Origin of the sequence: Streptomyces sp. NPDC056987, assembly GCF_042673865.1 — a bacterium.
Lineage (GTDB): Bacteria > Actinomycetota > Actinomycetes > Streptomycetales > Streptomycetaceae > Streptomyces.
Window position 1 is genome coordinate 47,946 of the sequence record NZ_JBHURV010000044.1, and the last position, 17,824, is coordinate 65,769.

Below are 17,824 nucleotides of genomic sequence, written 5' to 3' on the forward strand. Positions count from 1 at the left end.
CGAAAGATGTGTCTGTGACTGTCATTGAGGATTCGTTCACCAACTGGAACAACCGCGAGAGGATCGCGGAATCGATGATCCCGATCATCGGGAAGCTGCACCGCGAGCGGGACGTCACGGTCCTGCTCCACAGCCGCTCCCTGGTGAACAAATCGGTCGTCAGTATTCTCAAGACCCACCGGTTCGCCCGGCAGATCGCCGGCGAGGAACTCTCGGTCACCGACACGCTGCCGTTCCTGGAAGCGCTCACCACGCTCGATCTCGGTCCTTCCCAGATCGACCTCGGCATGCTCGCCGCGACGTACCGGAGCGACGACCGCGGGCTCTCCGTCGCCGAGTTCACCGCCGAGGCCGTGGCCGGAGCCACCGGCGCCAACAAGACCGAGCGCCGCGCCCCGCGGGACGTCGTCCTCTACGGCTTCGGCCGCATCGGCCGCCTTGTCGCCCGCCTGCTCATCGAGAAGGCCGGCTCCGGCAACGGCCTGCGGCTGCGCGCCATCGTCGTCCGCCAGGGCGCCGGCCGGGCCGCCGACGACCTCGTCAAGCGCGCCTCGCTGCTGCGCCGGGACTCCATCCACGGCCAGTTCCAGGGCACGATCAGCGTCGACGAGGCGAACAGCCGGATCATCGCCAACGGCAACGAGATCAAGATGATCTACTCCGACGACCCCACGTCGGTGGACTACACGGCGTACGGCATCAAGGACGCCATCCTCATCGACAACACCGGCAGGTGGCGCGACCGCGAGGGCCTGTCGAAGCACCTGCGCCCCGGCATCGCCAAGGTCGTCCTGACCGCGCCCGGCAAGGGCGACGTCCCCAACGTCGTCCACGGCGTCAACCACGACACGGTCAAGCCGGACGAGCGGATCCTGTCCTGCGCGTCCTGCACCACCAACGCGATCGTCCCGCCGCTGAAGGCGATGGCGGACGAGTACGGCGTCCTGCGCGGCCACGTCGAGACCGTCCACTCGTACACCAACGACCAGAACCTGCTGGACAATTACCACGGGTCCGACCGCCGCGGCCGCTCGGCAGCGCTCAACATGGTCATCACCGAGACGGGCGCCGCCTCCGCCGTCGCCAAGGCGCTGCCCGACCTCGACGCACCGATCACCGGCAGCTCGATCCGGGTCCCGGTGCCGGACGTCTCGATCGCGATCCTGAGCCTGCGGCTCGGGCGCGAGACCACCCGCGAGGAGGTCCTCGACCACCTCCGGGAGGTCTCGCTCACCTCGCCGCTCAAGCGCCAGATCGACTTCATCAGCGCCCCCGACGCGGTGTCGAGCGACTTCATCGGCTCGCGCCACGCCTCGATCGTCGACGCCGGCGCCACCAAGGTCGACGGCGACAACGCGATCCTCTACCTCTGGTACGACAACGAGTTCGGCTACTCCTGCCAGGTCATCCGTGTCGTGCAGCACGTCTCCGGGGTGGAGTACCCGACCTACCCGGCCCCGGCCGTCTGACCCGGGGCGCCCGGGCGGGCCGTGCTCACCCGGTCGGCGCGAGTACGGTCGTACGGCCGCCCAGCGCGGCCGAGAACTGGTCCGTGACCTGCGCCAGCGCCTCCGCGGCGGCGGGCGCGACGACGGCGCCGCCCTCGCCGCCGGCGGTGATGTCCTTGTCGAGGGTGAACCAGCCGGGCACGATGTGCCCCGCGCCCATGGAGCTGAGCACCGGGCGCAGGGCGTAGTCGATGGCCAGGACATGGGCCGTGCTGCCGCCGGTGGCCAGCGGCAGCACGGTCTTGCCGGCCAGCGCGTACTGCGGGAGCAGGTCGAGCAGCGACTTCAGCAGTCCCGAGTACGCGGCCTTGTACACGGGAGTGCCGATCACCACCCCGTCGGCCTGTGCGAACAGGGCCGTGGCGGCGACGATCGCCGGATGGCCGAAGTCGGCGCCGAGCAGCGCGTCGGCGGGGAGGGTGCGCACCTCGAACGGGGTCACGTCGTGGCCCTGGCGGCGGAGCCGGTCGTCCAGGTGACGCAGGAGCCGGGTGGTGCGGGAGGTGGGGGAGGGGCTTCCGGAGACGGACAGGATGACGGCCATGGCGGGACCTTCCGGGGTCGGGGTTCGGGGTTCGTGCGCGCGTACGTACGGAGCGGGCGGGCGGGGCCGGGTGGTGGTCCCCTGCCGGGTGCTCACCAGGGGCTCACCAGGGGCTGGACCGCACCGTGATCAGCGGCCGCAGCTCGTTGCGCAGCGTCTCCAGGAAGGTGACGACCTCGGCCGCCACCGAGCGGTGCTGGAGATCGTTGAGGACGTCGTGGTGGGCGCCGTGGACCACCGAGAGCCGGGCGCGCGGCCATGACGTCGCGGTCCGTACGAGCGCCTCGTGATCGGCGAGGGGATCGGCGTCGCCGGTGAGGAGCAGCACCGGGACCGTGACCTCGCCCTCGTCGGCGGCGGCCAGCAGGGACTCCGGCACCGCCTCGTCGAGCGCGCCCCGCCGGACCCGGGGATCCTGGGTGAGCACCCCGCGGTGCGCGGGGCAGGCGGTGCGGACGTCGAGCTCGCGGTCCCAGGCGCCCGCGGCGCCGCCGGTCCGGCCGGGCAGCCCCGCGAGGACGAGGGCGTCCGGCGGCCGGACGGCCGGAGCACCCGCCCGGCCGAGGAGCGCGGCGAGAGCGGCGGCCCCCGAGTCGGCCCCGACGAGGACGACGGGCCGGACGGCGCCGTCCCGCGGCCCGGTGTTCTCGACGGCTTCGGAGAGCCGGCCGGCGAGCCGGTCCAGGGAGGCGGCCGGGTCACCGGCGTCGAGGAGCGGAGCCTCGACCACCCGGACGCGGTAGGCGTCGGCGGCGAGCCGCCGGCCGAAGCGGGCGTAGGTGGCCGGGGTCTCACCGCGGCCGGGCACGACGAGGACGGTGCCGCGGACGCGCAGCCCCTCGGGGCCGTGGTGGTCGTCGTACCGGGTCATGTCACACTCCCGCGGATTCGGGCTCGGTGTGCCGGTTGGCCGGGACGGGCAGGCCGAGGTTGCCGCGCAGGGTGTCCGCCGCGTACTCGGTGCGGAACAGGCCGCGCCGCTGGAGGACCGGCACGACGCCGTCGACGAAGAGACCGAGGTCGTCGTCGGTGCGGAAGGCGAGATTGATGCCGTCGAAGGCGGCCGCGGCGAACCACTGCTCGATGGTGTCGGCGACGGTCCCCGGCGCCCCCACGAACGGGGAACGCCGGAACTGGGCGACGGACTCGGCTACTTGACGCAACGTCAACTCCTCCGCCCGGGCCCGCTCGATGATCCTGGCGGCGCCGGTACGGCCGCCCTTCTCGGCGAGGTGCGCCACGTCGGGGAAGGGTGCGTCCAGGTCGTGCGCACGGAAGTCGTACGCGCCGAAGGAGCGGCCGAGCAGGTCGAGATTCCGGTCGAAGTCGTTGTCCTCCTCGAAGATCTCCCGTTCGCGCCGCCGGGCCTCCCCGTCCGTGGCCGCGACGACCGGTCCGCCGTGGATGAAGATCTTGATGTGGTCGGGGTCGCGGCCGTACGACGCGGTGCGCCGCTTGATGTCGGCGTAGTACTCCCGCGCCTGCTCCAGGGTGCCGCCCGGCGCGTAGATGCCCTCGGCGACCCGCGCGGCGAGATCCCGGCCCTCCTCGGAGACCCCGGCCTGGAAGATCACCGGCTGCCCCTGCGGGGAGCGGGAGAGGTTCAGCGGCCCGGCGACCGTGAAGTGCTCGCCCACGTGGTTCAGTTCATGCAGTTTGGCCGGGTCCAGAAAGACATTGCCCGCCACGTCGGCGGGGAAGGCGTCGTCCTCGTACGAGTCCCACAGCCCACGGGCGACCTGCACGGACTCCAGGGCCCGGCCGTAGCGGGTGGCGTAGTCGAGGTGCTCGTCGAGCCCGTAGTTCCTGGAGGTGCCGGTGTCGAAACTGGTGACGACGTTCCAGCCGGCGCGACCGCCGCTGATGTGGTCGAGCGAGGCGAACCGGCGGGCCAGGTTGAAGGGCGAGTTGTACGTGGAACTCGCCGTGCCCACCAGCCCGATGTGCCGGGTGTGGGTGGCGACCGCCGACAACAGGGTCAGCGGTTCGAGGCGGTTGAGGTAGTGCGCCGGGTAGGTGGCGTTGATGAACTGGCTGTCGACGACGAACAGGGCGTCGAAGAGCGCGTGTTCGGCGGCCTGGGCCTGGCGGATGTAGTAGCCGATGTCGATGCTGGCGTTCTTCGCGACCCGGGGGTCCTTCCACAGGCCGTGCTGGCCGGGGCCGCCGACACCGTAGGGGTGGAGCGCCAGATGGATGGTGCGGGACATGACGGGTTCCCTTCTCTTCTCGGGCTGAGGTGTCTTCTCGGGCTGAGATCCAGTGTCGTGTGTCGGGCTCAGGGGGCCTACAGGGCGGCGCGCAGGGCCTCGCGTTCGGCCCGGTCGGCCGGTGCGGAACGCAGGGTCGGCGCCGAGCTGACGAGGAGGCGGGTGTAGGGGTGGCGCGGGCGGCCGATGACATCGCGGGCGGCCCCGGTCTCGACCAGCTCCCCCTGGTACAGCACCGCGATCCGGTCGGCGACACCGGCCACGGACCCGAGGTCGTGGGAGATGAGGACGAGGGCCACCCCGGCCGCCCGCAGTTCCTTGAGGATCTCCAGGACCTGTACGCGGTTGGCCGAGTCCAGGGCGCTGACCGGCTCGTCGAGGATGACCACCCGTGGTTCGGTGACCAGCGCCCTGGCCACCGCGACCCGTTGGCGCTGGCCGCCGGAGAGTTCCCCGGGCAGCCGGTCGAGCAGATCCTCGGAGAGCCGGACCCGGTCGAGGAACACCCGCACCCGGCGGGCCGCCTCGTCGCGCGTCACGCCCTGGACGAGCAGCGGTTCGGCCAGCGAGGTCCCGACGGTGAGGTCCGGGTCGAGGCTGCGCAGGGGATCCTGGAAGACGTACTGGATCACGCCGCGGCGGCGCAGGGCGCGCCACTGACGCGGGCCGTACGCGCCGACCTCCTCCCCGGCGACGACGACCGACCCCGCCGAGGCGGGCACCAGGCCGAGGACGGTCCGGGCGAGCGTGGACTTGCCCGAACCCGTCTCGCCGATGATGCCGACGGTCTCGCCCGGCGCGACCTCCAGCGAGACCCGGTGCAGGGCGCGGCGGCGCCGGCGCCCCCGCCCGTAGTGCACGTCGAGGCCCCTGACCTCCAGGACCGGGGCCGTGATCGGCCCGCGGCCGGCGGGCTCCTCCCGCGACAGTCCGGTGGTCACGCGCCCTCCTCGGGGGTGAGGAACTTCTCCAGCCCGTACTGCTCGTGCTCGGCGATCAGCAGCCGCGTGTACGCGTGGCGCGGACGGTGGAGCACCTCACGCGTCGGACCCTGTTCGACCACCTCGCCCTCCCGCATGACCAGGACCTCGTCGCACAACTGGGCGACGACGGCCAGGTCGTGGGAGACCACGACGAGCGCCAGCCCGGTCCGCTCGCGCAGGTCGGCCAGGAGATCGAGGATCTCGGCCTGGACGGTGACGTCGAGTGCGGTCGTGGCCTCGTCGGCGATGAGGATCCGCGGCCCGGCGGCGATCGCCGCCGCGATGAGGACCCGCTGGAGCATGCCGCCGGACAGCTCGTAGGGGTACTGGTCCCGGACCAGCTCCGCGTCGCGCAGGTGCACCGCGCGCAGCAGCTCGGTCGCCCTGCGGCGGGCCTCGCGCCGCCGCACGCCCTTCTTGACCCGGATGACCTCGGCGATCTGCGCGCCCACCCGGATCGAGGGGTTGAGGTAGGACGCCGGGTCCTGGAAGACCGCGCTGATCGTGGCGCCCCGCAGCGCCGTCCACCGGGCGGGCGTCAGCTCCGCGATGTCACTGCCGTCGATCTCGATCGAGCCGCCGGTCACCTCGAAGTGGGCGGGGAGGATGCCCAGCGTGGCGCGGCAGGTGAGGGTCTTCCCGCTGCCCGACTCGCCGACGATGCCGACCGCCTTGCCGGGCGTGAGCGCGAAGCTCACCCCGTGGACGATCTCCCGGTCGCCCGCCCGGTCGCTGATCCGGACGTCGCGCACCGACAGCACCGGGGCCGTGGGGCCGGCCGGACCGCCGGCGCCCGCGGCCCCGGGCCCGGGGCCCGCCGTGGCCAGAGCCTGAGCCGGTGCCTCGGCTTCTTCGGCTGTGGCCTCGGCCTCGGCTTCGGTGTCGAGCTGGTCGGACAGTGTCGTCATCACGCACCTCCGGCGGGGGCGGGGTCGGCCTGGTCGAGGCGGTTGGCACGGGCCTTGCGGCTGTTGACGAGCGCGCGGCCCGCCTCGCCGGACACATCGCGGATCGCGTCCGCGAGGAGGTTGCAGGCCCAGACGGTGACCATGATCAGCAGGGCGGGGGCCAACGGCGCCCAGGGCCGGTGGCTCAGGTATCCGAGGTCCGAGGCGAGCAGCCCGCCCCACGTGGGCGCGGGCGGCTGGACGCCGATCCCGAGGAAGGTCAGGCTCGACACGATCACGAAGCCCACCCCGATGGTCTGCGCGAGCGCGACCGCGATCGGCGGGAGCACCTTGGCCCACACATGGCGGCGCACGATCCAGCCCGTGGAGGCACCGGCGACCAGCGCCGCCTCCACGTACTGTGAGCGGGCCACGGCCAGCGTCGCGGCGCGGGCGACCCGGTAGAACAGGGGCGACACCAGCGCGCCGGTGACGAGCATCGCCTGGGTGATGCCGTTGCCGAGCAGCGCGATGACAGCGACGGCGAACAGCAGGAACGGCAGCGCGACGAGCGTGTCGGCCAGCCGGAGGGTGATCCACTCGAAGACCCGCCCCAGGTGGACCGAGAGGATCCCGGGGACCGCTCCGACGACCAGCGCGGTGAGCGCGACTTCGAGCGAGCCGAGCACACTGACACGGGAACCGTCGAGAAGCCGGCTCAGCACATCACGGCCGAGATGGTCCGTCCCCAGCCAGTGGGCGCCCGAGACACCGGCCAGGGTGTTGTCACCGGCGGCCAGCGGATCCTGCGGAGCGAGCAGCGGACCGAACAGGGCGAGCAGGGCGATCACGGCGAGGACGGCCACGGCGATCCGGCCGGCCGTCAGGGAGAGCACGCGGCGCACCATGGTCACACCCCCCGCCGGGCTGCCGGAGTCACCCGGGCCAGCACCAGATCGACGATCAGGTTGAAGGCGACGACCAGGACGATCGACACCACGAGGACCCCCTGCACGGCGGGTACGTCACCGGCCTGGGCGGAGTCGTTGGCGAACCGGCCGAAACCCTGCAAACCGAAGATCCACTCTGTGACGACGGAGGCGCCGACCAGGGAGGGGAACTTCAGGCCGAGGGTCGCGAGCGTCGGGCCCAGGCCGTTGCGCAGCACATGGCCGAAGAAGATCCGGCGCGTACCGAGTCCTCGTACCACCGCGCCCGTGACGTAGTTCTCGCGGTACGCGGCGATCAGACTCGTGCGCAACTGGCGGGCCACATCGGCGATGACGTCGAAGCTCAGCGCGACGGCGGGCAGCGTGATGTGGGCGAGCCAGGGGCCCACGCCCTGTTCCGCCGGGACATAACCGGCGGAGGGGAACAGGCCCAGCCCCACGGCGAAGACGGCGACCAGCACGATGCCGACGACGAAGGCCGGCATCACCGAGATCACCGTGACGAAGCCGGTGACGGCGCGGTCGACCCAGGTGGTGCGCCGCAGCGCCGCGACCGTGCCGAGGGCGAAACCCACGACCACACCGATGAGCAGCGCGAAGGCCGCCACCGACAGACTCACCCCCAGGCCGAGGCCGATGAGGGTGGAGATGTCGGCCCCGTTGGTCCAGCTGGTACCGAGCTGTCCGTGCAGGACACCGGTGAACCAGTCCCCGTACTGCGTCAGGAAGGGCCGGTCGAGACCCCACTGGGCCTCGACCCTGGCGATCGCCTCGGGTGTCGCCTCCTCGCCCAGCTGGATCCGCGCCGGGCTGAGCCCGCTCAGCGACCGCAGCGCGAACGTCACGAACGTCGCGACCAGGAAGACCGGCACGAAGATCGCGACCGACCGGGCGAGCGTGACCAGGACACGGCCCAGCACCTGCCGGGCCCTGGGGCCGTACGCCGCCGCCGCGAGCCCGCGCCGGGGGACGGGCGTGGCCTCGGCCTCTGCTGTCGTCATGATGTACCTCCTCTCTGTGGTGGACTGTGGTGGCTCCGTGGCGGACGGCGGGTCAGCTGCCGCCGGAGATGGTCACACCGGTCCAGTCGATGTGGGCGGGGTTCTTCGGCAGGTCCGAGACCGACCTGTTCTTGGCGATGAGGTTCGGCTGGGAGTACGTGAAGACCAGCGCCCGGCTCTCCAGCCCGGCCCGGGTGGCCGCCCGCAGGACCTCCGCGTACTCCGGCGAATCGAGCGGGGTGCGGCGGACCTTGGCGACGGCCGCCTCGAAGCCCGGAGGCTCGTAGGGCGAGCTGAGGTTGAGCGGGCCGTCCGGGCCGAAGTGCGCGGTGAGGGTCTGGGCGGCGGAGTCGCGACCGGTGGTCGAATAGAGCGAGAACGTCAGGTCCTTGGCGAAGAACGGGGTGGCCCAGTTCTTGTCGATCTTGATGTCGACGGTGATGCCGGCCTTCGCCAGCTGCGACTGCACGATCTCCGCCTGGGGATCCTCCGACGGGATGACGAGGTTCAGCTTGAGTTCGCCGGGCCGGTAGCCCGCTTCGGCGAGGAGTTTCCGCGACGCAGCCGGGTCATAGGCGTACGCGTTCTCCGACCGCGGGTCGTAGGCCACGTACCCCTTCGGGAACGGCTGGTCGGTCACTTCGCCGTAGCCGAAGGTCAGTTTGTCGACGAATTCCTGACGGTTGATCGCATGGCGGACCGCGTCGACGACCTTGTCGTTGTCGAACGGTGCCTTGTTGACGTTCAGGCTGAGGTTCGAGGCGTTGAACCCCGGCTGGACGAAGACGTCGAGGCCCGCCTTCTTGGCGGCCAGCGCCTGGCTCGGGTCGATGTCGGCGAAGTTGTAGACGCCGGTCCGCAGGCCGGAGACCACCGTGGACGCGTCGGGGGCGGAGGTCAGCTCGACGTTGTCGATGTGGATGTTCTTCGCGTCCCAGTAGTCCGGGTTCTTCTTCAGCACCGCCTTGGTGCCGGGGACGAGCTGCGCGATGGTGAACGGGCCGGCGCCGACCGGGGCGCGGTCCAGCTTCTCCGGGGAGGCCGCGGCCTTGGGGCTGGCGATCTGCAGCACACGCTGCCCGAGGAGCTGCGGGATCTGGTGGTCGACCTGGCTGAGGTGGACCACCGCGTCGAGCCCGTCGGCCTCCACCGAACGGATCGACGTCAGATCGCCGAAGAGCGCCGAGTTCCGCTGCTTCTTCGCCCGTTCGATCGCGGCCTTCACCGCGGCGCCGTCGACGGGCTCACCGTCGCTGAACGTCAGCCCGGGGCGCAGGTGGAAGGTGATCCGGTCGCCCTTGTCGTTGTACTCCCAGCTCTTCGCGAGATCGGGGACGGCCTTGCCGGTCTCGTCGGTACGGGTCAACGACGCGTACACCAGGGCGAGTTCGCGGAACTGCGCGCCGCTGCCGCCGACCACCGGGTCCCAGTGCGAGGGGAAGTAGGAGGAGGTCCACTTCAGCGTGGCCCCGCCGTTCGCCGACGCGGCATCACCGCCGCAGGCGCTGAGGGCAGGGATCAGTACCGTGACAAGGGCGGTTCCCAGGGCCGCGGCGCGAAGGCCCCGGGCGGGGCGGCGGGGTGTGAGTCGTCCGGACATCTCAATTCTTTCTTCGAAGGCTCCGGCCCGCGTGCGAGGAAGAGGAACGGGAGCGGGAGCGGGAGCGCGAGCGGCAGCGGTCCGGCCCCGCACCGGACGCCGTCCGGCGCCCGGCGGGGCACGCCGTGGCGCGTACGAGGGCGCGCCGCGCCCGGGGCATGAGACGTCGGCGGGTGCACGGTGAGGCCGGGAGCGCGGGCGAGTACGGGAGTACGGAAGTGCGCGGCGGACCAGGAGTACGGGAGTACGGGGGAGCGGAGGCGCGACACAAGAGGAAGGGCGGCGCGAGCGGCCCGTGGTCCGGTGGCCGGTGCGGCAGGCGGACCGGTGCCGGCGGGAGCGGTCAGGCGCCCGTGAGCCGTGGGTGGCGGGCGGTCAGCGACAGAGAGCGCTACAGGTGCGCCGCAGGTCCACGTAGCGGCACACCACGCCGGGGTGCGTCGTGAGCATGCTGCACATCCTGGGGCCATCCGTCAGCCGGTGTCAATGGACACCAATTGGTGTCTCATTCGGCGGGACGGGCCCGACCGCAGATCAGAGACGTGTCACGGCCTGACGGGCGCGCCGCCGCCGGTGGCCGGGTGCGCCGCGGCCTCGTCGGCGTGCAGCCACAGCGGACCGTTTCCGGTCGCCACCCGGACCGCCCCCGCCACGGGCCACGGGCCGTGCGTCAGCAGCCCGCGCTCGGGGTCCGTCAGGCTCCGGTACCGCGCCAGCGCCTCCGCCGCGGGCAGCGTCACGGGAGCCCGCGGCAGCCCCGGGCACAACTCCTCGACGGCCGAGGCGTACTCCTCGTACGTCCGCCAGCCGGGAACGGCGCGGTGCCCGGCCGCCGTACGGACCAGCAGCGTCGGCAGCGCGTAACGGAACCCGCCGTCGAGGGTCTCCTTCGCGGTCCCGGGGTGCGGCGACCCGCCGCGTACGGACAGCACCTCGCGCACCGGCCGGCGCGCCTCCGCGCGGTCGGCGCGCACCTCCTCCAGCACCGCGTCCGACGCCGCGTCAGCGGCCAGCCGCTCCCCGTCCAGGCCCGGCACGCCCCGTACCGCCGCCAGCGCCAGTGCGAGGGTGTCCGCCGGCTCCCCGAGGACGAACACGGTCTCCCGCAGCCGGCGCAGCACGCGCGCGCCGGCCTCGGCGCCCTGCCGTTCGGCGGCCTTCGCCACCCGTGAGGACGGCCACGAACTCGCCGCCACCCGGCTCAGACGCGCCGCCCTCGGGGCGTGCGTGTGAGCGCTGATGTCCTCGATGTACCGCGCGTACCAGGCGGTCTCCGCCGCCGGATCGGGCGCCGGATCGTCGTCGTGGTCGAAGAGGACGCAGTACACGCGGCGCCAGCGGGCCCGGCCGGCCAGCGCGGCCCGGAGCCGGCGGAACACCGGCTCGGCCCCCCAGGACCAGGGGCACAGCGGATCGGTGTACTCCACCACCTCCACCGCCGGCCGGTCCGGCGGCGCCGTCACGCGGCTCCCTTCCGGCCGGTGTGCCCGCCCACCGCGGCGGGCAGCAGCGCGGCGACCGTCGTCCCGCCGAGCAGTGCGGCGGCGTCCGTCTCGACCTGGCGCCAGACGCCGGGCAGCCCGGAGGCCGCGCCGGGGTAGTCGAGCCCGGCCAGCGGCTCGCCCCGCAGGGAGAGCAACTCGCCGTCCACGGCGCGCACCACGTCCAGGAGTGTGATCCCGTCGGCGGGCCGGCCGAGCCAGTACCCGCCCTCGCAGCCGCGCTGACTGCGCACCAGACCGGCTTTCCGCAGTTCACCCACCACGGACTTCAGGAACCGGAACGGGATCTGCTGCGCGGAGGCGATGGCCTCGCAGGTGAGCGGGCGGGCAGGTTCGCGGGCGAGCTCCAGCAGGGCCCGCGCGGCGTAGTCCGCCTTCGCGGAGATATGCATATCCCCATCATGCCCGACGAGATGCCCGGGACGGGGGCCTCTCGCGCTTCCCTCTCTCCATTGCGGGAACATTGCCGCAGGTGAAAGGTAATGGACACCTCTTGACATCCTTTTCCCGGCGGCTCTAGCGTCGCCCACCATGAGCGAGCCGCTGACCACCCCCGGCGAAGGTTTCCACCCCCATCTCCACGGTTCCGCCGAGCGGTCGGCGGCGCCCCTGGGCACCCGTCTGCACCACATCCGCGCCGACGCCCTGGACGGCGACACGGCGCAGACCACGGGCATGCGGAGGTTCGCCGCCGTCAGCGGAAGGACGGTGGGCTCCGAGAAGCTGTGGATGGGCCAGACCCATGTCGCCCCCTCGACCTCCTCCTCCGACCATCACCACGGGGAGTCCGAGACCGCCATCTACGTCGTCGGCGGACACCCCGAGTTCGTCTTCCTCGACGACTCGGGTCCGCGGCCGGAGGAGGTGCGGCTCCGCACGTCCCCGGGTGACTACATCTTCGTCCCCCCGTTCGTGCCCCACCGGGAGGAGAACCCCGACCCCGCCGAGGAGGCCGTGGTGGTCATCGCCCGCAGCACCCAGGAGGCGATCGTCGTCAACCTCCCACGGCTGTACGCGCTTCCGGCCGACGAGGCCTGACGGTCCCGCCGGGGGGCGCGGCGGTCGCGGCCGGGCCCGACGGGGGAGAGGCCCTACGCGCCGTCCTCCCGCTCCCGTACCACCCGGCGCTCGATCGCCTCGACCTCGAACCGGCCCTCCGGGCTGCCGTCGCGCGCGCGGACCGCCGCGCGGACCAGCGCGAGGTAGAAGAGCGCCGGGGCGCACGGGGTCCACCGCTCGGCCGGCTCGTCCAGCAGGAACCGCAGGACGCTCGCCGGGTCCGCCGGGACGAACGCGTGGCCGTCGTGCTCCCACTTGTCCTCGACGCCCCGGCTCCACCGCGCGCGGAGATCCTCCTCCGTGAGGTCGGTGAGGACCGCCCGGAAGAACGCCGCCCACTGGTTGTTGCGCACATCGAGGCCGAAGCCGAGGAGTTCGAGGTCGACCGCGTCCGACCCCTGGACGGCGAGTTCCTCGCGCAGCGCCCGGCGGGCCACGGCGTGCAGATTGACCCGGCCGTCGGCCGAGAGATCGTGATCGCGGGCGAGACCCTCGTTCGCGGACGAGTTCCACTTGGAGCTGTTGGGCCCCGCCACCCGGGAACTGCGGTGGGAGAACAGCATCTTGTGGTCCCGGCCCGTCTCCACCGCGACGTTCACACCGAAGCTGCAGAACATGAACGCCGGCGCGCCGAGCGGATCCCGGCCGTCGATGTACTGCTCGCGCAGGGTCTGCCCGTCCTCCCGCGCCCGCTCCAGGTTGACGGACGTCGTCAGGAAGTCGTAGTAGTCGGCGTCGCGCAGCGTCAGTGTCGCGACCGGGTCCTCGGCGATGTCGGTGCGCGCGATGGCGAGACGTTCCACGGCGAAGCGCGGGTTGTTCCACAGATGCGGCTCCCCGGCGGCCTCCTTGCGGGCCTGCTCCTCCTCGATCTCCCGCCGCCAGCGGCCGACGTCCTCCGGGAAGCGGACCCGCTCCGGCACATACCTCACCCGCATGTTCTCCTCGGAGATCGGCCGCGTTCCGTCCCCTTCGAAGACATGGCAGTCGGTCGGGCGGCCGACCACGGTGAAGCGGTCCCTCAGAGTCATCAACCCGTCCTTCTGACACACTGATCGGCAAATATGGTGACGTACGTCACGCCTGTCGGTCCATCATAGGGACGGGAGGGACACGGCGATGTCTGTTTATCTCAAGCGTGAAGAGCTCCGGGATTCCGGGCTGGTGGGCACCGTCGCCCTGGGGACGTACGGAGTCCGGGGCGGCGCGCTCGACCGCAGGCATGTCGAGGACGCCCGGGGCAGGTTCACGGCCGCGTGCAAACGGCTCGGCTTCGCCCATGACATGAGGCTGGAGGGAACCGGCACCCGGCAGGACGTCATGGAGGGGATCCGGCGCTTCCTCGACCACGCGGCCACCCGGAAGATCCTCTACTGGACAGGCCACGGACACGACGCCGGGCGGCACGGCTACGTCCTCGGCTGCGGCGACAGTTACCCGGACGGACCGGAACCCGACGTCTACCGCGCCGTACCCTTCACCGAACTGCTCCAGAAATGCGCGGCCGAACAGGACACCGACCTCCTGCTCGTCATCGACGCCTGCCAGTCGCAGAGCCCGCTCGCCGGGAGCCGCCTCTTCGTCGAGGCACACCACGAACAGCAGCACCAGCACCGGCGGCGGGACTCCGGCGCCCCCGGCCCCATGGGCGCCGGACGCGGCCTCGTCATCGCCGCCACCGCCGGCCGGGAGCGCACCATGGAGGAAGGCCGCTGGGTGGACTGGCTCGACGAGGTCCTCGCCGACCGGAACCTCCAACTGGAGGGAATGGTAAGGCCCTTCGACCCCACCGCGCTCTACCTCCCCGTGCCCCATCTGCTGGAGGCCATCGACCGGCGCGCCGCGGCCTCCGGTCTCGACGACCCGGAGCTGCGGCCGAGGGCCGTCGAGGTCCGCTCCCTGGACATCCGGTTCCTCCACAACCCGCACTTCGAGGAGAAGGACGTGGTGTTCCGGACGGCCGTACAGCCGCCGGACCACGAACCGTGGCTGCGGGCCGACCACTTCGGGCCGGTCGCCGGAGGCTCCCCGGCACACCGGTTCACCGGACGGGTGCGACCGCTGAGCCGGCTCGTCACCTGGCTGGAGTCGGGGACCCGCGGCATGCTCGTCGTCACCGGACCGGCGGGCACCGGCAAGACCGCGCTGCTGGCCCGGCTGGCCCTGCTCTCCGTACCCAGGATCCGCGAAGGACTGCGGCCACCGCCGCCCCCGCAGACCCGGCCCAGGGCCGGCTCGGTCCACGCCGCGCTCGCCTGCCAGGGCGAGTCCCCGCACTCACTGGCCCGCTCGCTGCTGGAGGTATTGGTCCCGCTGGGCGCGGTGCCACCCGGGCCGGACGGGAGCACACCGGAGCAGTGTGTGCGCCAGGTGCGCGAACTGGTCCGGCGGGTGGGCGGCCTGAACCTGGTCGTGGACAGCCTGGACGAGGCCATGCCCGGACAGGCGCACGAGATCGCGCGCAGACTCCTCAACCCCCTCTCGCACTGCCCGGGGGTGAAGTTGGTGGTGGGTACGCGCCCGCAGCCGAGACAGGTGGTGGACGGGGCGTCGAAGGAGTCCCTCGTCGACGCCCTGGACCGCTCCGCCCCCGACCTCGCGCTCGACCGCGACAAGGACACCGAGAGCGACATCGCCACGCTGGTGGAGACGCTTCTCGCGGCAGAGGGTTCGCCGTACGCCGGACCGGACGCCGACGCGGTGCGGTGGGACACCGCCGCCCGGGTGGCCGCGCGGTGCGGCGGACGGTTCCTGGTGGCCCGGCTGGTCGCCCGCGCCCTCGCCCGCCGGACCGAGCCGCTGTCCGGCCGTGGACTGGACGCGTTCATCGACACGGGCGGCGGCGAACTCCAGGCGCGCATGGAGGACGAGCTGGACGTCCTCGACCCGAACGGCCGCGGCCGCGCCGCCGAACTGCTGCTGCCGCTCGCGCTCGTCCAGGGTGTCGGTCTGGCGGACCGCGGCCTCTGGCTGCGGATGGCCAACGCACTGCGCCGGCCCCGCTCGAAGGAGATCCTGCCGCGCGCGCTGGAGACGGTGCTGCGGCAGACCGAGGACGTCCTCGTGACGGCCGAACACCGCCCCGGGAGACCGGTCGCCCACCGGCTCGACCACGCCGGCTACGGGACCGCCCTGCTGGCGCGCGCCCGGCTGAGCCCGGCCGCCGCGCACCGCCGCGTCTTCGACGAACTGTACGGCGCGGCGTACGGCGACTGGGACCGGGCCGACGCCTACACCCTCGCCCACCTCGGCGCGCACGCGGCACAGGCCCGTACGGACACCGGCGGTCCCGAGGAGGACACCGACCCGCTGGAGGAACTCTTCGCCGACCCGGGCTTCCTGGTGCGCACCGAACCCGATGTGATGCTGCCGCTCGCCGCGCCCCTCGCCGCGACCTGCGACGGCGCCGCGCTGTACCGGCGGGTGGGCGCCCGGTTCAAACGCCGTACGGAACCGGCGCAGCGCAGGGCGATGCTGCGGGCCGAGGCGTTCGTCAGCCACCCGGAGATCTTCCGCGGGCTGGCCGACCTCCCGGAGTTCGCCGGCCAGCCCTGGGACGAGGTGTGGACCGACCTGCCGCCCGAGCCGCTGGAACTGTCACTGCCCGCGCCGCTCGGCGGCGCCCGGGCCCTGAGCTGGACCGCGGCCGACGGCGGCACCGTCGCCGTCGCGGGCCGCGGGGAGATCGCCGTCAGACACGCGGACACCGGCGGCTACGTCCGTACGGTCAGAACCGGCGAGGAGGGGCACGGGCGCCGGGCCGTCCTGACCGAGGTCCGGGAGTCGGCCACCCGGGCCGCGAGATTCCTGCTCGCCCACGACGGCCGCTCCCTCCACCTGTGGTCCGGCGACGAGCGGTTACCCCGGCGGACCTACCACTGGGGCGGCCGGATCGACAGTCTCGCCCTGGCCCGGTGCGGGGACGCGGTGCAGGCCGTCGTGGCCGACGGCCACTGCGTCTGGGGGTGGCGCTGGCCGTCCGGCGGCGGTCCGGCGGCGGAGGCCCGTAGCGACGTCCTGCCCATCAGGGCCTCCCGTGTCGCGCTGCTCGGTCTGCGGGACCGCGGCTTCCTGCTCACCGCGGCCAGGACCGTCACCCTCCACGAACTGCACGGCAAACCCGCGGGCGAACAGCCCCTGGTGCGGTGGGGCCGGGACCTGCGCGCCGCCGGGCAGACCGCGTTCGACGCCGCTGCGCTGCCCGACGGCGACGAGCACGGCTGGCTCGCCGTCGCCGACGGGGACACCGCCGAGGTCTGGAGGCTCTCCGCGCCGGGATACACCACGGAGCCCACCGTCGCCTCCCGGCTCACGGTCCGGACGGCGGCCCGGGAGATCGCCCTCGGCCACCACGGGGAACGGCCCCTGCTCGCCCTGCACGAGGGAAGCACCGTACGGGTGCTGGAGATCACCGACCCGTCCTCCGAGCGCTCCTTCGAGCTGTCGAGCCAGCGGAACGGACTCGCCTTCGACCCGCTGCGCACCGGGCGGCTCGCCGTCGGCGACGGGGACGAGGTACGGCTGCTCGATGTGCCCGCCGCGGCCGGCCACGCCCGCGCGGCCCGGCGCCGCGACCACGACCAGAGGCCCGTCGTCGGACTCACGGCGGCCGGGCGCGGCGCCCCGGCGCTGCTGAGCCGGGTGTGGGGGAGCACCGTACGGGTCACCCGGCAGGACGCCCGCGACGGAGCCACCGGCGCGGCCCTCGCACTCGACCACGACGACCGTGTCACGGCCGTGTCAGCCCTGTGGTGCGAGGACCACTGGACGCTGGCGGCGGCGTCCGGCCGGCGCGTACACCTGTGGCGTCTCGCGGCGGACCTGACCGGCCACGAGCGGGACGGACACCTCACCCTCGGCGGCAACCGGGGCGAACAGGTGCCGGGGCTGGGCCTGGTGGCCGCGGACGGCGGCCCGGAGCTCTTCGTGCCCGTCGGCCGGCGGGTGGAGCGGTTCGCGCGGGCCGAAGGCACCTGGGGCCGCACCGGAGGTGTGGAGGCCGCCGACGTGAAGGTACGCGGAGTGGGCGCCCGCACGGCGGGGGAGCACACCTGGGTGCTGGCTGACTGCGGTGACTCCCTGAGCCTGTGGCGGAGCACCCCGGACGGGTTCGCCGCCGCCGGGCGGCGCGCGGCCGGTGTGGAACGGCCCGCGGGCGCCGTCCTCGGGACCGGGCACCTCGACGGGGCGTACGTCCCGCTGGTCGCGTGGGCCCGGGGAGATTACGTGCACCTCGCCCGGTGCGCGGACGGGCACTGGACGACGGACAGCTCCCCGAGTCCGCACGGCACACCGACGGCCCTGGCGTTCGCGGGACCGCCACGGCGGCCGCTGCTGCTGGCCTTCGGCGGCGAAGGGACCGTGGCCGTACGGGACGTGGCGGACGGGACCTGGCGCGACGAACTGGCCGTGCCGTACCGGGGCCTGGAGGTGGCGGCGGCGGACGCCGTCCACGACACCGGGCTCGGGATCACCCTGGCCCTCCAGGGCCGCGGCCGCTGCGACCAGATCCGGCTCCCCGAACGGCTGGTGAGGGGAGCGCCGCGCCCGCCCCGGGCCCGGTGACATCCGACGGCCGCG

At 73.0% G+C, this 17,824-nt stretch carries 14 protein-coding genes; 3 read left to right on the forward strand and 11 right to left on the reverse strand.

Annotated features, from left to right (window positions below):
- The first annotated feature begins 14 nt into the window (after window positions 1-14).
- Window positions 15-1,469, forward strand: a complete 1,455-nt coding sequence (locus tag ACFTZC_RS35190) for a glyceraldehyde-3-phosphate dehydrogenase (RefSeq protein ID WP_382896941.1) — start codon at window positions 15-17, stop codon at window positions 1,467-1,469.
- 25 nt (window positions 1,470-1,494) lie between these two features.
- Here the strand turns inward: ACFTZC_RS35190 and ssuE are convergent, their stop codons facing one another.
- From ssuE to ACFTZC_RS35240, 10 genes are all read right to left on the reverse strand, one after another.
- Complete coding sequence (ssuE, locus tag ACFTZC_RS35195) at window positions 1,495-2,052, reverse strand: NADPH-dependent FMN reductase (protein WP_382896943.1); 558 nt, start codon at window positions 2,050-2,052, stop codon at window positions 1,495-1,497.
- Window positions 2,053-2,155: 103 nt separating this feature from the next.
- A complete protein-coding gene (locus ACFTZC_RS35200) occupies window positions 2,156-2,923 on the reverse strand; it encodes an alpha/beta hydrolase (protein ID WP_382896946.1) in 768 nt (255 codons plus the stop codon).
- A 1-nt stretch (window position 2,924) separates the two neighbouring features.
- The gene (locus tag ACFTZC_RS35205) at window positions 2,925-4,262 is read right to left on the reverse strand and encodes an NtaA/DmoA family FMN-dependent monooxygenase (protein ID WP_382896949.1); all 1,338 of its coding nucleotides are present in this window, start codon (window positions 4,260-4,262) and stop codon (window positions 2,925-2,927) included.
- A 77-nt stretch (window positions 4,263-4,339) separates the two neighbouring features.
- Window positions 4,340-5,203, reverse strand: a complete 864-nt coding sequence (locus ACFTZC_RS35210) for an ABC transporter ATP-binding protein (RefSeq protein WP_382896952.1) — start codon at window positions 5,201-5,203, stop codon at window positions 4,340-4,342.
- On the reverse strand, window positions 5,200-6,153 hold the full coding sequence (locus ACFTZC_RS35215; protein WP_382896955.1) for an ABC transporter ATP-binding protein: 954 nt from the start codon (window positions 6,151-6,153) through the stop codon (window positions 5,200-5,202). The genes ACFTZC_RS35210 and ACFTZC_RS35215 overlap by 4 nt, the downstream gene beginning before the upstream one ends.
- A complete protein-coding gene (locus ACFTZC_RS35220) occupies window positions 6,153-7,040 on the reverse strand; it encodes an ABC transporter permease (RefSeq protein WP_382896958.1) in 888 nt (295 codons plus the stop codon). Before ACFTZC_RS35220 ends, ACFTZC_RS35215 begins: the two co-directional genes overlap by 1 nt.
- A 2-nt stretch (window positions 7,041-7,042) precedes the next feature.
- A complete protein-coding gene (locus ACFTZC_RS35225) occupies window positions 7,043-8,083 on the reverse strand; it encodes an ABC transporter permease (protein WP_382896960.1) in 1,041 nt (346 codons plus the stop codon).
- A gap of 52 nt (window positions 8,084-8,135) precedes the next feature.
- Window positions 8,136-9,683 carry an ABC transporter substrate-binding protein gene (locus tag ACFTZC_RS35230; RefSeq protein ID WP_382896962.1) on the reverse strand — a complete coding sequence of 516 codons (1,548 nt, stop codon included), beginning with the start codon at window positions 9,681-9,683 and terminating at the stop codon, window positions 8,136-8,138.
- A gap of 545 nt (window positions 9,684-10,228) precedes the next feature.
- A complete protein-coding gene (locus ACFTZC_RS35235) occupies window positions 10,229-11,146 on the reverse strand; it encodes a DsbA family protein (RefSeq protein ID WP_382896964.1) in 918 nt (305 codons plus the stop codon).
- Window positions 11,143-11,577: an RrF2 family transcriptional regulator gene (locus ACFTZC_RS35240; RefSeq protein WP_382896966.1), complete on the reverse strand. Its 435-nt coding sequence runs from the start codon at window positions 11,575-11,577 to the stop codon at window positions 11,143-11,145. The genes ACFTZC_RS35235 and ACFTZC_RS35240 overlap by 4 nt, the downstream gene beginning before the upstream one ends.
- A gap of 139 nt (window positions 11,578-11,716) precedes the next feature.
- Between ACFTZC_RS35240 and ACFTZC_RS35245 the strand changes: the two genes are divergently transcribed.
- Window positions 11,717-12,223 carry a cupin domain-containing protein gene (locus ACFTZC_RS35245; protein ID WP_382896968.1) on the forward strand — a complete coding sequence of 169 codons (507 nt, stop codon included), beginning with the start codon at window positions 11,717-11,719 and terminating at the stop codon, window positions 12,221-12,223.
- Window positions 12,224-12,276: 53 nt separating this feature from the next.
- Here the strand turns inward: ACFTZC_RS35245 and ACFTZC_RS35250 are convergent, their stop codons facing one another.
- Window positions 12,277-13,275 carry a translation initiation factor 2 gene (locus ACFTZC_RS35250; protein WP_382896970.1) on the reverse strand — a complete coding sequence of 333 codons (999 nt, stop codon included), beginning with the start codon at window positions 13,273-13,275 and terminating at the stop codon, window positions 12,277-12,279.
- A gap of 88 nt (window positions 13,276-13,363) precedes the next feature.
- Between ACFTZC_RS35250 and ACFTZC_RS35255 the strand changes: the two genes are divergently transcribed.
- Window positions 13,364-17,809 (forward strand): AAA family ATPase, encoded by a 4,446-nt coding sequence (locus tag ACFTZC_RS35255; protein WP_382896973.1) that lies wholly within the window; start codon window positions 13,364-13,366, stop codon window positions 17,807-17,809.
- Window positions 17,810-17,824: the final 15 nt, after the last annotated feature.

Coding starts and splice junctions, on each gene's coding strand:
- ACFTZC_RS35245 (WP_382896968.1), top strand. CDS start 11,717: ATGAGCGAGCCGCTGACCACCCCCGGCGAAGGTTTCCACCCCCATCTC.
- ACFTZC_RS35225 (WP_382896960.1), bottom strand. CDS start 8,083: ATGACGACAGCAGAGGCCGAGGCCACGCCCGTCCCCCGGCGCGGGCTC.
- ACFTZC_RS35215 (WP_382896955.1), bottom strand. CDS start 6,153: ATGACGACACTGTCCGACCAGCTCGACACCGAAGCCGAGGCCGAGGCC.
- ACFTZC_RS35250 (WP_382896970.1), bottom strand. CDS start 13,275: ATGACTCTGAGGGACCGCTTCACCGTGGTCGGCCGCCCGACCGACTGC.
- ACFTZC_RS35205 (WP_382896949.1), bottom strand. CDS start 4,262: ATGTCCCGCACCATCCATCTGGCGCTCCACCCCTACGGTGTCGGCGGC.
- ACFTZC_RS35255 (WP_382896973.1), top strand. CDS start 13,364: ATGTCTGTTTATCTCAAGCGTGAAGAGCTCCGGGATTCCGGGCTGGTG.
- ACFTZC_RS35230 (WP_382896962.1), bottom strand. CDS start 9,683: ATGTCCGGACGACTCACACCCCGCCGCCCCGCCCGGGGCCTTCGCGCC.
- ACFTZC_RS35240 (WP_382896966.1), bottom strand. CDS start 11,577: ATGCATATCTCCGCGAAGGCGGACTACGCCGCGCGGGCCCTGCTGGAG.
- ACFTZC_RS35200 (WP_382896946.1), bottom strand. CDS start 2,923: ATGACCCGGTACGACGACCACCACGGCCCCGAGGGGCTGCGCGTCCGC.
- ACFTZC_RS35220 (WP_382896958.1), bottom strand. CDS start 7,040: ATGGTGCGCCGCGTGCTCTCCCTGACGGCCGGCCGGATCGCCGTGGCC.
- ssuE (WP_382896943.1), bottom strand. CDS start 2,052: ATGGCCGTCATCCTGTCCGTCTCCGGAAGCCCCTCCCCCACCTCCCGC.